22 protein-coding genes are annotated in these 17,184 nt (G+C 71.6%); 11 read left to right on the forward strand and 11 right to left on the reverse strand.

Annotated elements, in window-relative coordinates; translation table 11 throughout:
• Nucleotides 1-11: 11 nt before the first annotated feature.
• Both ACRAKH_RS30255 and ACRAKH_RS30260 read right to left on the reverse strand, forming a co-directional pair.
• Nucleotides 12-3,206, reverse strand: a complete 3,195-nt coding sequence (locus tag ACRAKH_RS30255; protein ID WP_380720625.1) for a sensor domain-containing protein — start codon at nucleotides 3,204-3,206, stop codon at nucleotides 12-14.
• Nucleotides 3,207-3,429: 223 nt separating this feature from the next.
• Nucleotides 3,430-4,620 carry an NAD(P)-dependent malic enzyme gene (locus ACRAKH_RS30260; RefSeq protein ID WP_380720628.1) on the reverse strand — a complete coding sequence of 397 codons (1,191 nt, stop codon included), beginning with the start codon at nucleotides 4,618-4,620 and terminating at the stop codon, nucleotides 3,430-3,432.
• 437 nt (nucleotides 4,621-5,057) lie between these two features.
• Here ACRAKH_RS30260 and ACRAKH_RS30265 point away from each other — a divergent pair, with 437 nt between their 5' ends.
• The gene (locus tag ACRAKH_RS30265; protein WP_380720630.1) at nucleotides 5,058-5,651 is read left to right on the forward strand and encodes a dTDP-4-dehydrorhamnose 3,5-epimerase family protein; all 594 of its coding nucleotides are present in this window, start codon (nucleotides 5,058-5,060) and stop codon (nucleotides 5,649-5,651) included.
• Here the strand turns inward: ACRAKH_RS30265 and ACRAKH_RS30270 are convergent.
• Nucleotides 5,648-5,974: a S24 family peptidase gene (locus ACRAKH_RS30270; protein WP_380720633.1), complete on the reverse strand. Its 327-nt coding sequence runs from the start codon at nucleotides 5,972-5,974 to the stop codon at nucleotides 5,648-5,650. The genes ACRAKH_RS30265 and ACRAKH_RS30270 overlap by 4 nt on opposite strands.
• 78 nt (nucleotides 5,975-6,052) lie before the next feature.
• Here ACRAKH_RS30270 and sodN point away from each other — a divergent pair, with 78 nt between their 5' ends.
• From sodN to ACRAKH_RS30295, 5 genes are all read left to right on the forward strand, one after another.
• Nucleotides 6,053-6,472, forward strand: a complete 420-nt coding sequence (gene sodN / locus ACRAKH_RS30275) for a superoxide dismutase, Ni (protein WP_073891370.1) — start codon at nucleotides 6,053-6,055, stop codon at nucleotides 6,470-6,472.
• A gap of 129 nt (nucleotides 6,473-6,601) precedes the next feature.
• Nucleotides 6,602-7,090: a GNAT family N-acetyltransferase gene (locus tag ACRAKH_RS30280; RefSeq protein ID WP_380720636.1), complete on the forward strand. Its 489-nt coding sequence runs from the start codon at nucleotides 6,602-6,604 to the stop codon at nucleotides 7,088-7,090.
• Nucleotides 7,087-7,230 carry a hypothetical protein gene (locus ACRAKH_RS30285; RefSeq protein ID WP_380720639.1) on the forward strand — a complete coding sequence of 48 codons (144 nt, stop codon included), beginning with the start codon at nucleotides 7,087-7,089 and terminating at the stop codon, nucleotides 7,228-7,230. Before ACRAKH_RS30280 ends, ACRAKH_RS30285 begins: the two co-directional genes overlap by 4 nt.
• A gap of 46 nt (nucleotides 7,231-7,276) precedes the next feature.
• Nucleotides 7,277-7,882, forward strand: a complete 606-nt coding sequence (locus ACRAKH_RS30290) for a histidine phosphatase family protein (protein WP_380720642.1) — start codon at nucleotides 7,277-7,279, stop codon at nucleotides 7,880-7,882.
• Nucleotides 7,875-8,360, forward strand: a complete 486-nt coding sequence (locus tag ACRAKH_RS30295) for a GNAT family N-acetyltransferase (protein ID WP_380720645.1) — start codon at nucleotides 7,875-7,877, stop codon at nucleotides 8,358-8,360. Before ACRAKH_RS30290 ends, ACRAKH_RS30295 begins: the two co-directional genes overlap by 8 nt.
• Here the strand turns inward: ACRAKH_RS30295 and ACRAKH_RS30300 are convergent.
• Nucleotides 8,335-8,835 carry a hypothetical protein gene (locus ACRAKH_RS30300; RefSeq protein ID WP_380720648.1) on the reverse strand — a complete coding sequence of 167 codons (501 nt, stop codon included), beginning with the start codon at nucleotides 8,833-8,835 and terminating at the stop codon, nucleotides 8,335-8,337. The genes ACRAKH_RS30295 and ACRAKH_RS30300 overlap by 26 nt on opposite strands.
• 72 nt (nucleotides 8,836-8,907) lie before the next feature.
• On the opposite strand from ACRAKH_RS30300, the gene ACRAKH_RS30305 reads away from it, so the two are divergent.
• On the forward strand, nucleotides 8,908-9,357 hold the full coding sequence (locus ACRAKH_RS30305) for a MarR family winged helix-turn-helix transcriptional regulator (RefSeq protein ID WP_380720651.1): 450 nt from the start codon (nucleotides 8,908-8,910) through the stop codon (nucleotides 9,355-9,357).
• Between the two features lie 35 nt (nucleotides 9,358-9,392).
• Here ACRAKH_RS30305 and ACRAKH_RS30310 read toward each other — a convergent pair whose 3' ends face one another.
• The 3 genes from ACRAKH_RS30310 to ACRAKH_RS30320 form a co-directional block, all read right to left on the reverse strand.
• Complete coding sequence (locus ACRAKH_RS30310) at nucleotides 9,393-10,178, reverse strand: SAM-dependent methyltransferase (RefSeq protein WP_380720654.1); 786 nt, start codon at nucleotides 10,176-10,178, stop codon at nucleotides 9,393-9,395.
• 222 nt (nucleotides 10,179-10,400) lie between these two features.
• Nucleotides 10,401-11,147, reverse strand: a complete 747-nt coding sequence (locus ACRAKH_RS30315; protein ID WP_380720657.1) for a S1 family peptidase — start codon at nucleotides 11,145-11,147, stop codon at nucleotides 10,401-10,403.
• A gap of 126 nt (nucleotides 11,148-11,273) precedes the next feature.
• Nucleotides 11,274-11,672 (reverse strand): hypothetical protein, encoded by a 399-nt coding sequence (locus ACRAKH_RS30320; RefSeq protein ID WP_380720660.1) that lies wholly within the window; start codon nucleotides 11,670-11,672, stop codon nucleotides 11,274-11,276.
• 265 nt (nucleotides 11,673-11,937) lie between these two features.
• Here ACRAKH_RS30320 and ACRAKH_RS30325 point away from each other — a divergent pair, with 265 nt between their 5' ends.
• Together ACRAKH_RS30325 and ACRAKH_RS30330 are read left to right on the forward strand one after the other, a co-directional pair.
• Nucleotides 11,938-12,882 (forward strand): diacylglycerol/lipid kinase family protein, encoded by a 945-nt coding sequence (locus ACRAKH_RS30325; RefSeq protein WP_380720663.1) that lies wholly within the window; start codon nucleotides 11,938-11,940, stop codon nucleotides 12,880-12,882.
• Nucleotides 12,883-13,123: 241 nt separating this feature from the next.
• Nucleotides 13,124-13,378 carry a WhiB family transcriptional regulator gene (locus ACRAKH_RS30330; RefSeq protein WP_015104912.1) on the forward strand — a complete coding sequence of 85 codons (255 nt, stop codon included), beginning with the start codon at nucleotides 13,124-13,126 and terminating at the stop codon, nucleotides 13,376-13,378.
• 127 nt (nucleotides 13,379-13,505) lie between these two features.
• On the opposite strand, the gene ACRAKH_RS30335 is transcribed toward ACRAKH_RS30330, so the two are convergent.
• Complete coding sequence (locus tag ACRAKH_RS30335) at nucleotides 13,506-14,984, reverse strand: histidine kinase N-terminal domain-containing protein (protein WP_447009988.1); 1,479 nt, start codon at nucleotides 14,982-14,984, stop codon at nucleotides 13,506-13,508.
• On the reverse strand, nucleotides 14,985-15,200 hold the full coding sequence (locus ACRAKH_RS30340; RefSeq protein ID WP_380720666.1) for a biotin/lipoyl-binding carrier protein: 216 nt from the start codon (nucleotides 15,198-15,200) through the stop codon (nucleotides 14,985-14,987).
• 108 nt (nucleotides 15,201-15,308) lie between these two features.
• On the opposite strand from ACRAKH_RS30340, the gene ACRAKH_RS30345 reads away from it, so the two are divergent.
• Nucleotides 15,309-15,383: a 50S ribosomal protein bL37 gene (locus ACRAKH_RS30345; RefSeq protein ID WP_096498094.1), complete on the forward strand. Its 75-nt coding sequence runs from the start codon at nucleotides 15,309-15,311 to the stop codon at nucleotides 15,381-15,383.
• A 137-nt stretch (nucleotides 15,384-15,520) separates the two neighbouring features.
• On the opposite strand, the gene rsrA is transcribed toward ACRAKH_RS30345, so the two are convergent.
• Together rsrA and ACRAKH_RS30355 are read right to left on the reverse strand one after the other, a co-directional pair.
• Entirely contained in the window at nucleotides 15,521-15,844 is a 324-nt protein-coding gene (gene rsrA / locus ACRAKH_RS30350) for a mycothiol system anti-sigma-R factor (protein WP_380720669.1), read from the reverse strand.
• The gene (locus ACRAKH_RS30355; protein WP_380720672.1) at nucleotides 15,844-16,467 is read right to left on the reverse strand and encodes a sigma-70 family RNA polymerase sigma factor; all 624 of its coding nucleotides are present in this window, start codon (nucleotides 16,465-16,467) and stop codon (nucleotides 15,844-15,846) included. Before ACRAKH_RS30355 ends, rsrA begins: the two co-directional genes overlap by 1 nt.
• A gap of 227 nt (nucleotides 16,468-16,694) precedes the next feature.
• On the opposite strand from ACRAKH_RS30355, the gene ybaK reads away from it, so the two are divergent.
• Nucleotides 16,695-17,171: a Cys-tRNA(Pro) deacylase gene (gene ybaK / locus ACRAKH_RS30360; RefSeq protein WP_380720675.1), complete on the forward strand. Its 477-nt coding sequence runs from the start codon at nucleotides 16,695-16,697 to the stop codon at nucleotides 17,169-17,171.
• Nucleotides 17,172-17,184: the final 13 nt, after the last annotated feature.

A 17,184-nucleotide genomic window follows, 5' to 3' on the forward strand; every position in this document is an offset into this window, starting at 1 on the left:
AGTATTCCGGATCACCCGGCCCGCGGGATGTGCAACGGTCCAAGTGCCAGCACCGCGCGGAACTCCTTCGGCGGCACGGGCCGCGAGAACAGCCAGCCCTGGTAGGCGTCGACGCCGACGCCGCGCAGCACGTGGAACTGCGTCGCCGTCTCCACGCCCTCGGCCACGCACTTGCGGCCCATCGCCCGCGCCATGTCGACCACGGCCCGCGCCACGGCGAAGTCCGACGAGTCGTTGCCCACGCCGGAGACGAACCGGCGGTCGACCTTGATGATCTGCGCCGGGAGGTCCTTCAACCGCGCCAGCGACGAGTAGCCGGTGCCGAAGTCGTCCACCGCGAACCGGATGCCGCGCTCGACCAGCTCGTCCATCGACTGGCGCACCCGCGACGGCAGGTCGACCAGCGCGGTCTCCACCAGCTCCAGCACGACCCGGTCCCACGGCATGCCGGCCTCGGCGATCGCGTCGGCCACGATGTCGACGAACTCGGGGTCGCCCGGCACGAGCCCGGCGAGGTTGATCGCCACCGACACCGGCTGGTCGTTCGGCGCGGGCCACGTCGAGGCTTCCTTCAACGCGGTCCGCAGCACCCAGCGGTCCAGCTCGCGCAGCAGGTCGCCCTGCTCGGCCACGGGCAAAAAGACGTCCGGCGGCAGCAGGCCCCGGTCGGGGTGCGGCCAGCGCACCAGCGCCTCCGCGGTCTGCACGACGCCGTCCACGCCGACCACGGGCTGGAAGTGCAGCGTGAGCCCGTCGTGCGCCAACGCGTCCCGCAACTGGCCTTCCAGGTGCACCTGCCGGTCGGCCGACGCGATCAGCGCGGCGCTGGCCAGCGACACCCGGCCCGCGCCGGACCGCTTGGCCTCGAACATCGCCGCGTCGGCGAACCGCAGCAGGTCGTTGCCGGTGGCCCGCGAGCCGTTCGGCACGGCCGCGCCGATGGACGCCGACACCCGGACCAGCTGGCCGTGCACGGGCACCGCCGTGCGCAGGAGCCCGGCGACCTTCGTGGCCAGCGCGTCCACCCCGCCGACCTGGTCGATGTTCTCGCAGATGATCACGTACTCGTCGCCGGACAGGCGGGCCGCCGTGCAGCCGTCGGGCAGTCCGCCCTCGAGCCGCCGCGCCAACGCCACCAGCAGCTCGTCGCCCGCGTCGTGGCCGAGGGAGTCGTTGACCCGCTTGAAGTTGTCGATGTCGCAGAACAGCACCGCGACCTTGGACCGGTCCGGCGACTCCAGCAGGTCGCCCAGCATCTCCTTGACCAGCGCCCGGTTCGGCAGGCCGGTCAGCTCGTCGTGGGTCGCCTGGTGGCGCAGGGCCTCGGCGGTGCGGCGGCGCTCGGTGATGTCCTGGAACACGATGAGCCAGAACCGGCGGCCGTCGTCCTGCACGGACAGCGCGACGTGCAGCTCGCAGTACACCTGCACGCCGTCGCGGCGCACCAGGATGCGCTGCGGGATCTTGTGGGTGCGCTCGGCGTCCGGCGCGGTCATGCCGCTGATCGACGGCAGCGGGTTGCCGTGGTCGTCCGGGTGGGTGAGCTGGCTCGCGGTCATGCCGCGCAGCTGCTCCAGGTCCATGCCGAGCAGGTCGCACAGGGCGTCGTTCGCGTCGACCAGGCGTTCGCCCTCGTCGAAGAGGCCGATGCCGACGGGCGTCAGGGACACGAGGTCCGCGAACCGCTGGCTGGACCGCTTCATCCTGGTCTCGGCGGCGCGCTGCTCGGTGATGTCCTGCGCGGTGCCGACGGCGAGCGGCAGCCCGTCCGGGCCCTTGACCACGACGCCGTAGCAGCGGAACACGCGCAGCTTGCCGTCGCGGCGCACGATCCGGTGCTCCAGCTGGATCGGCACCTCCTCGTTCGCGAGCTGCTGCCACAGGTCGTCGACCCAGGCGCGGTCGTCGGGGTGCACGAGGTCGAGGTAGGTCTGGTAGCGGGTGTGCTCCTCGCGGGACACCCCGAACAGGTCGACCAGCATGTCGGACCACACCACGTCGCCGGTCTGGAGGTTCCACTCCCAGACGCCGAGCTGCGCGGCCTTCTGCGCGTCGGCGAGGCGGCGGCGGTCGTCCCGCAGCTGCCGTTCGAGCGCGCGGGCCTCGGTGACGTCCTGGATGGTGCCGTGCAGCCGGTTGACCTTGCCGCCCTCGAACTCGGCGCGGGCCCGGCACACGTAGACGCGGTCGCCCAGCTCGCTGCGCACCTCGGCCTCGAACGTGCGGCCCTCGCGGGCGCCGTCGTCGTCGGGGTGCAGGAGCTTGCGGCGCAGGTCCTCCAGCAGGCCGCGGTCCTCCGGGTGCACGCCGCACAGCAGGTCGTCGTCGGGGACGACGCCCAGCTCGGCGTACATCTCCAGCAGCACCTCGCTGCGGTGCACGGCGCCGGTCTGGATCTCGTAGCTCCAGCTGCCCATGCGGGCGATGCGCTGCGCCTCCAGCAGGCGCGCGCGCTCGGTCTCCAGGGCGCGGTCGGCCCGCCACTGGTCGGTGATGTCGCGGATGTAGCCGGTGATGAACTGGGTGCGGCCGTCGGACCTGAGCTTCGCCTCGGCCACGCCCCGGATCCAGCGCAACTGCCCGTCGGGCAGGATGATCCGGTAGACGATGTCGATGGGGTTGCCGTCCAGCTCGCGGTTCGCCCAGTAGCTCGCGACCATCTCGTAGTCGTCCGGGTGCACGACGTCGAGGACGGCCTGCGCGCCGGGGACGACCTCGCCGGGCCGCACGCCCATCATCTCGTAGTGCGACTCCGACCACACCGTCACGCCGGTGTCCGGGTCGTACTCCCACGAGCCGATCTGCGCGACCCGCTGCACGGTGCGCAGCCTCCGCTGCTCGTCGCGCAGGTCCTCGGCGGCCTGGGCCAGGTCGGAGACGTCCACGAGCTGCACGGCGTGCAAACCGGTGCCGGGCACCTGGATGCGCACGACGCGCACCGGCAGCAGCGCGCCGTCCGCCTGGTGCAGGCGCAGGTCCTCGGCGCTGCCCAGCAGCAGCTCGCCGAGGGACCGGCCGATGAGGTCGTCGGAGGACCGGACCTTCGTCAACGCCACCGCGGCGGCGCTCGCCCGCATGACGACACCCTTGGGGTCGCACAGCAGGGAGGCCGCTTCGGGCAGGGCGATGCCGTCCAGCGTCACCTCGCCGTTCTCCGGCCGTGCAGTGTCGAGCACCACCGGAGCGCGTCCAACCCGCTTGGGCACGGTCCCACCTTCCCGTGTCTACGGCAGGGATGACCGGCCCGACCGCACCCGAAAACGGCGTCCCTCTCCACGGGCAATATTCACCCGAGGAGAGGGACGGTAGCGCTTCGGAGCGTCATCGCCCACCCCTCAACGGGCTAACGAAACAACACAGTCGTGGTTTCGTTCCCCGATTGAGCGATTTGGGCGGATGCGGCCGGAGCTCTCCCAACTCCGACTGGAGTCAGGCTACTCCGTCTTGCCGAGCTGCCAAGGCCACGGCGGCGGCCACTTCCGGGCCGACGCGCGGGTCGAGCGCGCTGGGCACGATCCGGTCGACGGCGAGGTCGTCCGAGGCCACCGCGGCGATGGCGTTCGCGGCGGCGAGCTTCATGCCCTCGGTGATCCTCTTCGCGCCCGCGTCCAGCGCGCCGCGGAAGATGCCGGGGAACGCGAGGACGTTGTTGATCTGGTTCGGGAAGTCGCTGCGACCCGTGGCGACGACGGCGGCGTGCCGGCCGGCCACCTCCGGGTGCACCTCGGGGTCGGGGTTGGACAGGGCGAACACGATCGAGTCGTCCGCCATGCTCGCGATCAGCTCTTCCGGCACCAGGGACGACGAGACGCCGACGAACACGTCCGCGCCGCGCAGCGCCTCGGCGATCCCGCCGCGCAGGCCGCTGCCGTTGGTGACCTCGGCCAGCTGTGCCTTCACCGGGTTGAGCCCGTCCCGGCCCACGTGCACGATGCCGCGCGAGTCGACCACGGTGACCTCGCCGATGCCCGCCGCCAGCAGGATCTTCGCGCAGGCCACGCCCGCCGCGCCCGCGCCGGAGATGACCGCGCGCTGGTTCGCCACGTCCTTGCCGAGGACGGTGTTCGCGCCGCGCAGGGCCGCCAGCACCACGACCGCCGTGCCGTGCTGGTCGTCGTGCATGACCGGCACGTCCAGCGCCTCGATGAGCCGGGCCTCGAGCTCGAAGCAGCGCGGCGCGGCGACGTCCTCCAGGTTGACCGCGCCGAACGACGGGCGCAGCCGGACCAGCGTCTCCACGATCTCGTCCACGTCCGTGGTGTTCAGCACCAGCGGGATGGAGTCGAGGCCGCCGAACGTCTTGAACAGCGCCGCCTTGCCCTCCATGACGGGCAGCGACGCGCTCGGGCCGATGTCGCCGAGGCCGAGCACGGCGGTGCCGTCGCTGACCACGGCCACCAGGCGGTGCGCCCACGTGTACTTGGCGGCGAGGGCCGGGTCCTCGGCGATGGCGCGGCTGACGCGGGCGACGCCCGGCGTGTAGGCGATGGCCAGCGCCCGCGGGTCGGCCAGGGACGCGGTCGCCTCGACGGCCAGCTTGCCGCCCTCGTGCGCGCGGAAGATCTCTTCGTCGGTCAGCGCGGCCGACGCGGGCGTCGAATTCGCCGGGGTCGAATCCATCCGGGTCGAATCCACCCGCGTCGAATCCATCCGGGTCGAATCCACCCGCGTCGGATTCGGATTGACCCGGGCCGGATTCGCCTGCGCGGGATTCGCCTGGGTCGGAAGCTGAGCCTGATTCATCTGGGACGGGTCGTTCAATGCGGTCACGGAAGTCCCTCCTGCGGTGCGCGATTCCTGCGGCGCACCGGGACCGGCGTTGTCACGCGGGTCGACGGGGCCTGGCTGCGGGCTCGCCCACGCGGTCTGCGTGGCGGCCCTGTGGCGGTGTGCGGGCCAGCATGGCAGTGTCGCCGGCCGCTGTCTGCGGCGGGGATCACAGTTTTTCCGCAGGTCAGAGGGGGTCTTCACAGAACGTACGTCCGGTTTTCTGCACCGACCAGTCGGTTTCCGCAGGCAGGATCGGTCAAGAGCCGGCGCGTTCTAGGGTGGGCGCCATGCAGGCACGTGAGCTGAAAATTTCCGGCGCGTTCGAATTCACACCATCGGTGTTCCCCGACGACCGGGGCCTCTTCGTCGCGCCGTACCAGGAGGGTGCGTTCGCCGCCGCCGTCGGCCACCCCCTGCGGGTCGCCCAGACCAACCACAGCGAGTCCAAGCGGGGCGTGGTGCGCGGGGTGCACTTCGCCGACACCCCGCCCGGTCAGGCCAAGTACGTGCACTGCCCCCGGGGCCGGATGCTGGACGTCGTCGTCGACCTGCGGGTGGGCTCGCCCACGTTCGGCGAGTGGGACGCGGTGGAGCTGTCCCCGGACGCGTTCAACGCGATCTACCTCGCGGAGGGCCTCGGCCACGCGCTGATGGCGCTGGAGGACGGCACGATCGCGTCGTACCTGTGCTCCGAGGCGTTCAACCCGAAGGCCGAGCGGGCGGTGAACCCGCTGTCGCTGGACCTGCCGTGGCCGACCGACGTGACGCCGCTGCTGTCGCCCAAGGACGCGGCCGCGCCGTCGTTCGCGGAGGCGCGGGACGCCGGGCTGCTGCCGTCGTACGACGACTGCGTCGCCTGGTACGAGAAGCTCCGCCGCTAACGCCGGCGCCGTCCGAGCGGACGCGGCCGCGGCCAGAGCCGGAACCGGACGACGCCCAGCACCACCGCGGGCCCCAACGTGCGCGAGTCCGTCGAGGCGAACGGGTTGTCGCCCTCCACGTGCCAGCCGTCGCCGTCCGCCCGGACCGCCCGCTTGACCGACACCTGATCGGGCCGCGCCGGCCACCTGACCAGCACAAGATCACCCGGCCGCGGCGCGCGCCGGTAGCCGACCACGACGACGTCGCCGGTCCGCAGGGTGGGGACCATCGAGGGTCCGACCACCCGAACCAGCGGCAACGGGTTGCCTTCGGGCCGTGCCAACGATCACCTCCACCTGCTCCCGCCGAGGCCCCGGAGTAGGGTTCGACGCGTCGGAGCATCCACTGTCAGGGAGGAAAGATGCGACTTCTGTCGCGCATCCGTTCACTCCGCCGCCCGCTCCTGGAGGCCACCGCGCACTGCGACCTCCCGTGCGGTGTTTACGACCCGGCCCAGGCCCGGATCGAGGCCGAGTCGGTCAAGGCGATTCAGGAGAAGTACCAGGCGAACGAGGACCCCGAGTTCCGCGCCCGCGCCATCCTGATCAAGGAGCAGCGCTCGGAGCTCGTCAAGCACCACCTGTGGGTGCTGTGGACCGACTACTTCAAGCCGCCGCACTTCGAGAAGTACCCGGAGCTGCACGACTTGTTCAACCGGGCCACCAAGGCCGCCGGCGCGTCCGGCGCCAAGGGCTCCATGGACCCCGCCAAGGGCCAGGAGCTGCTCGACCTGATCGCCCAGATCGACAAGATCTTCTGGGAGACCAAGGCCGCGGCCTGATCTTCGGCTCGTGGGACGGCGCCGGCCGGCGGGACTCTTCCGCCCGGCCGGCGCCGTTTCGCGTGGTCAGTGCCGTTTCGCATGGTCGGCGCCGTTTCGCGTGGTCGGTGGGGCACGGAGGAGGCGACGGTGCTCGGCACGTCGGTACCGGGGCTCGTCCTCACGCCGCTGACCGCGGCGGACGCCCCGGCCTACTACGCCCTCCTCGACCGCAACCGCGACCACCTCAGCCGCCACGGCGACCACCGCGACGAGGCCGGCGGGACGCCCGCCTGGGTCGCCGCGCACCTGTCCGAACCCGTGCCGGACCGCTACGGCATCCGCCTCGGCGACCGCCTCGTCGGCCGCGTCGACCTCACGCACGTCGACCCGCCCCGGTACGGCCTCGGCTACTGGCTCGCCCACGACGCCACCGGGCACGGCTACGCCACGGCGGCCTGCGCGGCCGTCCTCGGGCACGCCCGCGCGTCCGGCGCCACCGACGTCTTCGCCGGGGTCACCCGCGGCAACGACCGGAGCGTCGCGCTGCTCCTGCGCCTCGGCTTCCGGCCCATCGCCGAACTCGAGACCCACACCCGGTTCCACCTGCCGCTCGGCGCAGGCGTTCGGCGCGCGTGATCGGGCCGCGGGACCTGCTGCCGGGCTCGCCGATCGTCCAGCACTTCGCCGGCGACCCCCTGGCCGACCTGCCCCGCATCCGACCGTCGCGCCGGGTCGAACCGCCGTCCGGCTCGGGGGAGGGCGGCGGTCCGACGTGACGGGGCACGCACCACCCGGCGACCGCGGCAACCGTAAGCTCGGGCCGTGACCTCACACGTCTACCTGCTCCGGCACGGTCAAACCGAGTGGTCCGAGAGCGGGCGGCACACCGGGCTGACCGACGTCCCCCTGACCGAGACCGGCGTGCAGCAGGCGCGACGCGCCGGCGCGGTGCTGGCCCGCCTGCGCGGCACGGACCTGCCGCCCGCGCTGGTGCTCAGCAGCCCCCGGCAGCGCGCGTGGCGGACGGCCGAGCTGGCCGGTCTGCACGACGTGGAGCGCACCGAAGAGCTCGGCGAGTGGAACTACGGCGACTACGAGGGCCTGACCACCCCGCAGATCCGTGAGACCGACCCCGGCTGGACGGTCTGGTCGCACGCCGTGCCGAACGGCGAGACGCACGACGAGGTGCGGACGCGCGCGGCCAAGGTGCTGGACCGCGCCCGGCACGCGCTGCTCAGCGGCGACGTCGTGCTGGTCGGGCACGGGCACTTCAGCCGCGTCCTGATCGCCACGTGGCTCAACCTGCCGCCGAGCGAGGGTGTCCACTTCGGACTGGACCCGGCCGGCACGACGGTGCTCGGCGACGAGCGCGGCGACCCGCAGGTGCGCCGGCTCAACGTCCCGGCCTGGGAGTTCGACCTTGACTGACCCCCGCGTCCGGCGCATCCGGGAGGACGACGTGCCCGCCGCGGTCCGGCTGGCCGAGGAGCTGGCCGAGTACGAGCGCGCCCGCGCCGAGTGCCACCTGACCGTCGAGCAGCTGCACGACGCGCTGTTCCGCCCGTCCCCCGCCCTGTTCGGCCACGTGGCCGAAGTGGACGGTCAGGTCGTCGGCATGGCCTTGTGGTTCCTCAACTTCTCCACCTGGCGCGGCACGCACGGCATCTACCTCGAAGACCTGTACGTCCGGCCGGACCAGCGCGGCAGCGGCCTCGGCCGGGCCCTGCTGCAAGCCCTCGCGCAGGAGTGCGTGGCCCGCGGCTACGCGCGGCTGGAGTGGTCGGTGCTCGACTGGAACTCGCCCGCGATCGGTTTCTACAAGTCGCTCGGCGCGATCCCGATGGACGAGTGGACGGTCTTCCGCCTCACCGACGACTCCCTCACCCGACTGGGACGGGACGGCTGACGGCCGCCTGCCGGACCAGCCCGACCCACCACACGAACGTGAACGCGATGACGGTCGGGTTCTTCACGAACAGCAGCACGGCCAGGTAGGTCTGCCGCGCCGACTCGGGCAGCAGGCCGCCGACGACGTGCTCGGTGACGACGTCGAACACCAGGAACGCCACCGCCAGGAACGCCCCCTGCCACAGCAGGCTCGGCCAGTGCCGCGAGGCGAACGACCGCGCGTTCGCCCACCGCGGCCGCTCGCCCCTGGTCGCCAGCCGCCAGATCACGACCACGAGGAGCACCCGTGCGGCCGCCACGACGACCTCCGAGGCGAACGCCACCCCGTCCGGCACGGCGTCGCCCCAGTTCACCACCACGAGCCGCTGCACGGACGCGACCAGGGACAACCCCACGACCACGGCCCAGTGCCGCAGGTAGAAGCGCCCGGCCCACCGCGGCACCTCCCACGCCAGCCTCAACTCCGACCCCACTCGACCCACCCCTTCGATCCTCGAACCTTTTAGTTCAGTGTACTGAAATATCTTCTGCGGTAAAGTGATCGCATGGACCCGCGGGACTTGGGACGTGAGCTGAGCACGGCGGTCGTCGCGTTCCACGAGGCCGTGGGCGCACGCCTGGGCGTCACGGCGGTCGACCAGCGCGCGCTCGCGCTCATCGCGGGCAAGGGGCCGATGTCGGCGGGCGAGCTGGCGAAGGAGATCAACCTGACGCCCGGCGCGGTCACCGGCGTCGCCGACCGGCTCGAACGCGCGGGCCTGGTGCGCCGCGAACCCGACCCCGCCGACCGCAGGCGCGTGGTGATCAGCGCGATCCCCGGCGCGTTCGGCGAGGTCTTCGCCGGCCTCAGCGCGGCGATGAAGGATGTCGCCGCGCGCTACAGCCCGCAGGAACAGCAGGTGATCGCGGACTGGGTCGTGCGCACGGTCGACGTGCTGAAGGAGCAGACCCGTCTGCTCGGCGACGCCTCGGAACCCTCAGCCAAGCGGCGGTGAGCCGCCGCGCCGATGCGCGGCCCCTGCCGACGGGGTCAGGCGTTCGGGCGCTTCACGCCCACCGCGCCGTACGCGACCGCCTCGGCGCCGGTCTCCGGCTCGCCCTCGCCCCGCCACGACGCGGCCAGCACCAGCCCCGGGTCCAGCAGGTCGAACCCGTCGAGCATCGCCTCGATGTCGGACTTGGACCGCGCCACGATCGGCGAGTCCGTCTGGGCCGCCACGCCGACCAGCTTGCGCACCATCTCGGGCTGCTCGTCGGCGGTCAGGTGGCTGATCACCAGGTAGCTGCCGTCGGCGACCGCGTCGCGGTAGCGGCCGACCAGCTCGGCCGGGCCGTCGGAGTCGGGGATGTACGGCAGGATCGCGACCATCAGCACGGCGACCGGCCGGGACAGGTCGAGCAGCCCGCGCACCTCGGGGGTGGCCAGGACCGCGGCGACGTCGCGGATGTCGGCGTCGGCGATGGCGGCGCCCGGGTTGTCGCGCAGCATGCTGCGGCTGTGCGCGATGGTGACGGGGTCGTTGTCCACGTACACGACGCGGCACGTCGGGTCGGCCTGCTGGGCGACCTCGTGGACGTTGCCCGCGGTCGGGATGCCGGACCCGAGGTCGAGGAACTGGCGGATGCCGCGCTCCACGCAGAGGCGCACGGCCCGGCGCAGGAACGCGCGGGTGTGCTGGACCATCTCGGCGGTCGGGATCTGCTTCATCGACTGCTCGGCGAACTCCCGGTCGACCGCGAAGTTGTGCGCCCCGCCCAGGTAGTAGTCGTACAACCGGGCCACGTTGGGTCGCTCGACGTCACTGTTGGTCGACACCCACCTCGGGGGGTTCTGCACTGCGCACCTCACCCTGCCTGCACCCGGAGCGGCGCGAACGCCTGTCAGACGGTATCTCGCTACTCCGTTCGTGTCCATCCGCCGAACGTGAGCACGCAGGGTGATCGTGACTGGTGAGGTGCCCGGATTCCGGGCGGGTGGTGCCCCGGCCGAGGGGGCGGCGCAGGGGAAGGGTCCTGCCCCCTCGGCCGGGGAGTTCGGTCACACGCCGGCGTAGGAGCGGATCCAGTCGCGGTAGCGGGTGACGGCGGTGTAGTTCGACCGGGTCGAGCGGTCGCTCGTGGACGCGACGCCGACCTGGTAGCGGCGGCCGTCGACCGGGCTGGTGGCGAACATGGGGCCGCCCGAGTCGCCGCCCGCGGCGATGCCGTCGATGCGGGACACCGAGATGGCGATGCCGCCGCGGTAGTCACGCCCGTTGACCGACGTCACGCGCGTGTTGGCGTACTTCAGGTACCGCGACTGGCAGTTGATCTCCGGCTGGTTGGTGCACGTGGCGCCCCAGCCGTAGAGCTGCACGGTCTGGCCGACGGCCACGGCGGTCGTCGTGCCGAGCGGCGCGTACGTGCCCGCCACCGAGCGGTCCAGGCGCGCCAGCGCGAGGTCCGCCGACGGGTGCTGGATGATCTGCGTGGCCGTGGCCATCGTGCCGCCGGTGGTCTGGTCCAGGCTGCCGATCCGGAACGTGTACGTGCCGGAGCTGGCCACGCAGTGCTGCGCGGTCAGGACCCAGGTCGGGGCGATGATGGTGGCCGAGCAGTTCTGCTGGCCGTTGCGGAACAGGCGGGCCGCCCAGGGGGCGTTGGTCGCCGTGCCGCCGCCGATGATGTACGGCTGGACGTCGGCCTCCTGGGCGGAGGCCGCGGGGGCGAGGGCGGTCAGCGCGAGCGCCGACAGCAGGGCGGTAGTGGCTCCGACCACCGCGGACAGGGCGCGATTGAGTCGCATGGAGTTGTCACCTCAACGAACGCAGGGAGTGGTGAATTCACCACCCACAGCGTCACTCGTCGGAGTGACAGTGACCACCCGCCGTTAGTCGGCGATCACACAGACGATGGTCGACGGCCGAATGCCCTACTCGTCCTCTTCGTCCACTCCCAGCGCCCACCGGCGCACGGGGTTCGTGAACAGCAGCACCAGCGTGCCGACGGCGTACACGCCCAGCAGGGAGCCCCACAGCTGCCGCCCGGACGGCCCGTACATGTACCAGGCCACGCCCAGCAGGAGCAGTTGCACGACCACCGCCGGCGTGCGGCCCCAGTGCCTGCCGAGCACCAGGCCGACCCCGGCCGCGAGCACGCCGGCCGCCAGCACCGCGAAGTACGCGGCCTCACCCAGCACCTCGCCGGCCTTCTCCGCGCTGAACGCGCGCACCACCAGCGCGACCGCGAACGCCAGCGCCGCCAGGCCCTGCAACGCGGTGAGCGCGCCGGCCGCCCGGACCGCCGGTGGGACCTTGCTCTGGGGCGTCACGCTGGACCTTTCCTCACGGTGAGTACTCGTCACGCATCGTAGGCCACCCGGTTGGCGTGTCCCGTTCGACCGCCGCAGGGGCGAAGATCACAGGAGTCTTCGGCGAGCCGGCGGTCGGGTCGGGGTGCACTTGTCGCGGACGCTCGGGATTGCGACGCGGAAGGAGACGCACAAAGGAGACGTCGACCACTTTCGGGCACTCCGATCCCTCCTACCGGGTGACGCGCGTCCAGCCTGAGGTCACGCACTGTCTTACGCTGCGAGGGTGCGCGCACTTCTGGTGGTCAACCCGCAGGCGACGGCGACCACGCCTGCCGGCCGGGACGTGCTCGCGCACGCGCTGGCCAGCGACGTGAAGCTCGACGTCGTCGAGACCGACTACCGGGGGCACGCGGCGGACGCCGCCGCGGGAGCCGTCGTGGACGGCTACGACCTCGTCGTCGCGCACGGTGGCGACGGGACCGTCAACGAGGTGGTCAACGGCGTGCTGCGCGGGGGCGCGGAGCCGGGCCTGCCCATGCTCGGCGTGGTGCCCGGCGGGTCGGCCAACGTCTTCGCGGGCGCCCTCGGCCTGCCGCGCGACCCCGTCGAGGCGACCTACCGCCTCCTCCAGGCCATCGAGCACGGCACCAGCCGCAAGGTCAGCCTCGGCCACGTGGCCGCGACCGGCGCGGGCGCCGACCACGACCGCTGGTTCACGTTCAACGCGGGAGTCGGCTGGGACGCCGACGTGGTCGCGGGCGTCGAGCAGCAACGTGCCAAGGGCCGCCAGGCCTCGCCCGCCCTTTACGCGCGCACCGCCTTGACCAGTTACTTCACCCAGCGCAGGCGGCCGTCCACGTTGACCGTGCGCATTCCGGACGAACCGTCGTTCGAGGACGTCCGACTCGCGTTCGTCTCGAACACCGACCCGTGGACCTACCTCGGCGACAAGGCCATTCGACTCAACCCCAGCACGTCGTTCGACGGCGGACTCGGGCTGTTCGCGCTCCACGGAATGGGATTGCCCACAGTTCTTCGTTACGTGACGCATCTTCTGGCCACGGACGGGAACCCCCGTGGCGGGAACCTGCTCCGGCGCGATGACGTTGAGTTCGTGAGGGTCACGAGTCCGGAACCCGTCAACCTCCAGGTCGACGGCGACCTGCTCGGCGCGTGCACCGAGGTGGAGTTCACTGCAGTGCGGGGTGCGCTGACCGTGGCTGTGTGAGCGCGAACGGTGTGACCGTGGTGTGACCGGCTCGGTACCGATCCGCGATGTGTTGACCTGGTGTGACACCTCTCCGTGAAACCCCAGGTGAACTCAGTCGATCTTTCGGGTGAGTTCACTCACCGGGTTGGTGCTAAACCCTTGACATCCCGGCCGTTCGTGAAAGCATTCACAAGCACCCCAAAACCGACCGCTGACGAGTGGCGCGCCTTCGCGCGCGCCTAGCTGAGGAGTAGTTCCAATGGACTGGCGCCACCGCGCGATCTGCCGCGACGAGGACCCCGAGCTGTTCTTCCCCGTGGGGAACAGCGGTCCTGCGCTCCTGCAGATCGCCGAGGCGAAGACCGTCTGCCGTCGCTGCCCCGTCGTCTCCGACTGCCTCGCGTGGGCACTCGAGAGCGGCCAGGACGCCGGCGTGTGGGGCGGGATGAGCGAAGACGAGCGTCGCGCCCTCAAGCGTCGCAACGCCCGCACCCGGGCTCGCAGCAACGCCTGAGCTGACAAGCACACACGAAGGGCCCGACACCGTGCCAGGTGTCGGGCCCTTCGTTGTTGTTGCACACCCTCCCGCGTGACCCACGTGACTCCGCTGAGGCAGGTCGCCACGTGTGCACGGGAGCAGTCTAACGCCGCGCTCGGAGCGGCACGCGCAGGACCGCCTCAGTACCGCCTCGGGGCCGCCGCCGCAAGCTCAACGAGCCCCTGAGTTCGGACTCCACCAGCGTCCGGACGATCTGCAGACCCAGCCGGTCGGTGCGCTCCAGCGAGAAGCCCTGGGGCAGCCCGCGGCCGTCGTCCGAGATCACGACGTCGAGCCACTTGGCGGAACGCTCCGCGTGGACCACGACCTCGCCGCGCTGACCCGCCGCGTACGCGTGCTCGAACGCGTTCTGCACGAGTTCGGTCAACACCATCACCAGCGGGGTCGCGAGCTCGGCCTGCACGATGCCGAACGGCCCCTCGCGGCGCACCACGACCTGGGACTCGGTGGCGGCCACGTCCGACATCATCGGGATGACCTTGTCCACCACGTCGTCGAGGTCGACCCGCTCGTCCACCGACATGGACAGCGTCTCGTGCACCAGCGCGATGGACGTCACCCGGCGGACCGACTCGGCCAGCGCGTCCCGCGCCTCCTCGCTGCTGGTCCGCCTGCTCTGCAGGCGCAGCAGCGCGGCCACGGTCTGGAGGTTGTTCTTCACCCGGTGGTGGATCTCGCGGATCGTCGCGTCCTTGGACATCAGGGCGCGGTCGCGGCGGCGGACCTCGGTGACGTCCCGGCACAGCACCAGCGCGCCCGCGGCGCTGCCGCGCGGCCGCAGCGGCAGGGCGCGGAACAGCACGGCCGCGCCGCGGCGGGACTCGGCCTCGATGCGCATGCTCGGCTGGCCGTCCAGCGCGGCCCGGATGCGCTGCGCCACCTCGGTGGCGTCGAACGGGTCGCCGATCAGCGACCGGGTCAGCGGCGCGAGGTGCACGCCGACCAGGTCGGACGCGTGGCCCATGCGGTGGTAGGCGCTCAGCGAGTTGGGGCTCGCGAACACCACCGCGCCCGACGCGTCCAGCCGGATCAGGCCGTCGCCGACCCGCGGGCTGGTGTGCACGTCCGGGGACGGCTCGGTGGTCGGGAACGTGCCGTCGGCGATCATCTGGCACAGGTCGGCGGCGCTGCCCAGGTAGGAGATCTCCAGCGGGCTCGGCACGCGCGGCACGGCCAGGTTCGTGTTCCGGCTCAGGACCGCGATGACCTCGCCGTTCCGCTTGACCGGGATCGCCTCACGGCGGACCGGCACGCCCAGGTGCCAGCGCGGGTCCTCCTCGCGGCAGATCCGGGCGTCGGTGACGGCGCGCCGCAGCTGCGGGTGCTCCTCGACGTCCACCATGCTGCCGACGACGTCCTCGGGGTGCGCGGTCGGCGCGGTGGTGGGCCTGGCCTGGGCGACGCACAGGAACGTGGTGTCGTCCAGCGGAACCCACATCAGGAAGTCCGCGAAGCTGAGGTCCGACAGCAGCTGCCACTCCGCGACCACCAGTTGCAGGTGGTCGACGGCGGCGCCGGAGAGCTTGGTGTGCTCGGCCAGCAGGTCGGTGAGCGTGGACAGCTACTCCACCACCGCGATGAGGTCGCCCTCCTGGACGACGTCACCCGCCGCGACGGCGATGCGGGTGATCCGGCCGGCGCCCTCGGGGAGGACCGGGATCTCCATCTTCATGCTCTCGAGCACCACGACGGTGGTCTCGTGGGTGACCTCGTCACCCTCCTTGACGGCGATCTGAGCCACGTTCGCGACGATCTCGGCCCGGATTTCCTCGGCCATGGTCCTCCTTCGTTCGGGGCTCATCCAACCACGATTCAGACCCCGTGCGGTGGCCAGGTGACCTCGTGACACACTGTCGGGAGGTAGTTCGAGCACTAGGAGAACCCCATGTCGAAGCGTGCCCGCAAGCGCCGCGACCGCAAGAAGGGTGGCGCCAACCACGGGAAGCGCCCCAACGCCTGATCGACTTCACGGCGTGCGAAGGCCCCGGAGCTCCGTGCTCCGGGGCCTTCGGTCTCACTGCGGCTTCGCGCGTGCGCCGACGCACGACGCCCGGGCCGTCGGACGTGGCGGTCAGGCCGTCGTCACGGGTGCGGCGGTCAGGCCGTCGGCTCGGACGCGGAGGACGTGGTGGTCGTCGTGGTGGTCGTGCGGACCTCGACGTCGACCTCGACCGTCGTCTGGTAGAGCCGGGCCCTCAGCCTGCGCCTCAGCTCCTCGGGCGCGTGCTCGCCGCCGCACTTGCGGGCCAGCAGCGCCTTCAGGTGCTCCTCGATGCCGTACTGCTCCAGGCACGGGTGGCACTCCTGCAGGTGCGTCTGGAGCAGCTGCTTCCGCTTCTCGTCGCACTCGTGGTCGAGGAACAGGTACACCTCGGCCAGGACTTCCGAGCAGTCCGTCTCGTGGGGTTCGCCGCAGCTCATCAGCCCGCCACCTCCTGCTGACCGGAACGCAGGAACCCGCGCTCGCGTGCGGTGTCCGCCAACTGGTCGCGGAGCTGCCTGCGGCCCCGGTGCAACCGGGACATCACGGTGCCGATCGGGGTGCCCATGATGTCTGCGATCTCCTTGTAGGCGAAGCCCTCCACGTCCGCGAGGTACACCGCGATCCGGAATTCCTCGGGCAACCGCTGCAGGGCTTCCTTGATGTCTGAGTCGGGCAGCAGGTCCATCGCCTCGACCTCGGCCGAGCGCAGCCCGGTCGACGTGTGGCTCTCGGCCTGGGCGAGCTGCCAGTCCGTGATCTCGTCCGTCGGCTGCTGGATCGGCTGGCGCTGCTTCTTCCGGTAGCCGTTGATGTAGGTGTTCGTGAGGATGCGGTACAGCCAGGCCTTGAGGTTCGTGCCGGCGGAGAACGACGCGAAAGCCGCGTACGCCTTCAGGTACGTCTCCTGGACGAGGTCCTCGGCGTCGGCCGGGTTGCGGGTCATCCGCAGGGCCGCCGAGTACAACTGGTCGAGCATCGGCATCGCGTCGCGCTCGAATCTCGCTGCGCGCTCGACCGCTGTCTCGTCAGTCGGCGTGACCTGCGTTCGCGTGGCTGGCACCGCGCTCCCTTCCCACCCGCTGGTCAGCGCGGTGGACGGAACTGTCTGGGACGCAGTCGAGGATACGCGGCGGTCGCCGGGACGGCAGTGAGCCGAGCCACGCGGTGGACGTGCCTTGACCTGCCTGCCGACCTGCTGATCCATCACCTCGGTAGCCACGTTCCGCACCAACGCGCAGGCCTCGCCGGTCATTCCCCGCGGGTGGTGCTGCACTAGTGTGCGCGATCATGGCCGGACGTGGGACGCCCGCCACCGCGTTGCTGGACAAGCAGAAGGTGGCCTACACGCTGCACGCGTACGAGCACGACCCCCGCCACGAGTCGTACGGGCTGGAGGCCGCCGAGGCCCTCGGCGTCCCGCCCGAACGGGTGTTCAAGACGCTGGTCGCGGACGTGGACGGCAAGCTCGTCGTGGGCGTGGTGCCCGTGACGGGGCAGCTGGACCTGAAGGCGCTGGCGGCCGCCGTGGGCGGGAAGAAGGCCAGGATGGCCGACGTCGCGGCGGCCGAGCGGGCCACCGGTTACGTCGCGGGCGGCATCTCGCCGCTGGGGCAGAAGAAGCGGCTGCCGCTGGTGCTGGACGCGTCGGCCGAAGCCCTGGACACGATCCACTGCTCGGCGGGCCGTCGCGGACTGGAAGTGGAGATCGCGCCGAAAGACCTGGTCAGGCTCACCCAGGCGGTCGTCGCGCCGATCTCGGCGTAGGGCCGGTCTCGGC

This window comes from Saccharothrix hoggarensis, from assembly GCF_052936025.1.

What these genes read in the sequence shown, in the direction of transcription:
- ACRAKH_RS30260 (WP_380720628.1), bottom strand. Translation starts at nt 4,620, where the DNA reads ATGGATTCGACCCCGGCGAATTCGACGCCCGCGTCGGCCGCGCTGACC.
- ACRAKH_RS30265 (WP_380720630.1), top strand. Translation starts at nt 5,058, where the DNA reads ATGCAGGCACGTGAGCTGAAAATTTCCGGCGCGTTCGAATTCACACCA.
- sodN (WP_073891370.1), top strand. Translation starts at nt 6,053, where the DNA reads ATGCGACTTCTGTCGCGCATCCGTTCACTCCGCCGCCCGCTCCTGGAG.
- ACRAKH_RS30305 (WP_380720651.1), top strand. Translation starts at nt 8,908, where the DNA reads ATGGACCCGCGGGACTTGGGACGTGAGCTGAGCACGGCGGTCGTCGCG.
- ACRAKH_RS30315 (WP_380720657.1), bottom strand. Translation starts at nt 11,147, where the DNA reads ATGCGACTCAATCGCGCCCTGTCCGCGGTGGTCGGAGCCACTACCGCC.
- ACRAKH_RS30330 (WP_015104912.1), top strand. Translation starts at nt 13,124, where the DNA reads ATGGACTGGCGCCACCGCGCGATCTGCCGCGACGAGGACCCCGAGCTG.
- ACRAKH_RS30340 (WP_380720666.1), bottom strand. Translation starts at nt 15,200, where the DNA reads ATGGCCGAGGAAATCCGGGCCGAGATCGTCGCGAACGTGGCTCAGATC.
- rsrA (WP_380720669.1), bottom strand. Translation starts at nt 15,844, where the DNA reads ATGAGCTGCGGCGAACCCCACGAGACGGACTGCTCGGAAGTCCTGGCC.
- ybaK (WP_380720675.1), top strand. Translation starts at nt 16,695, where the DNA reads ATGGCCGGACGTGGGACGCCCGCCACCGCGTTGCTGGACAAGCAGAAG.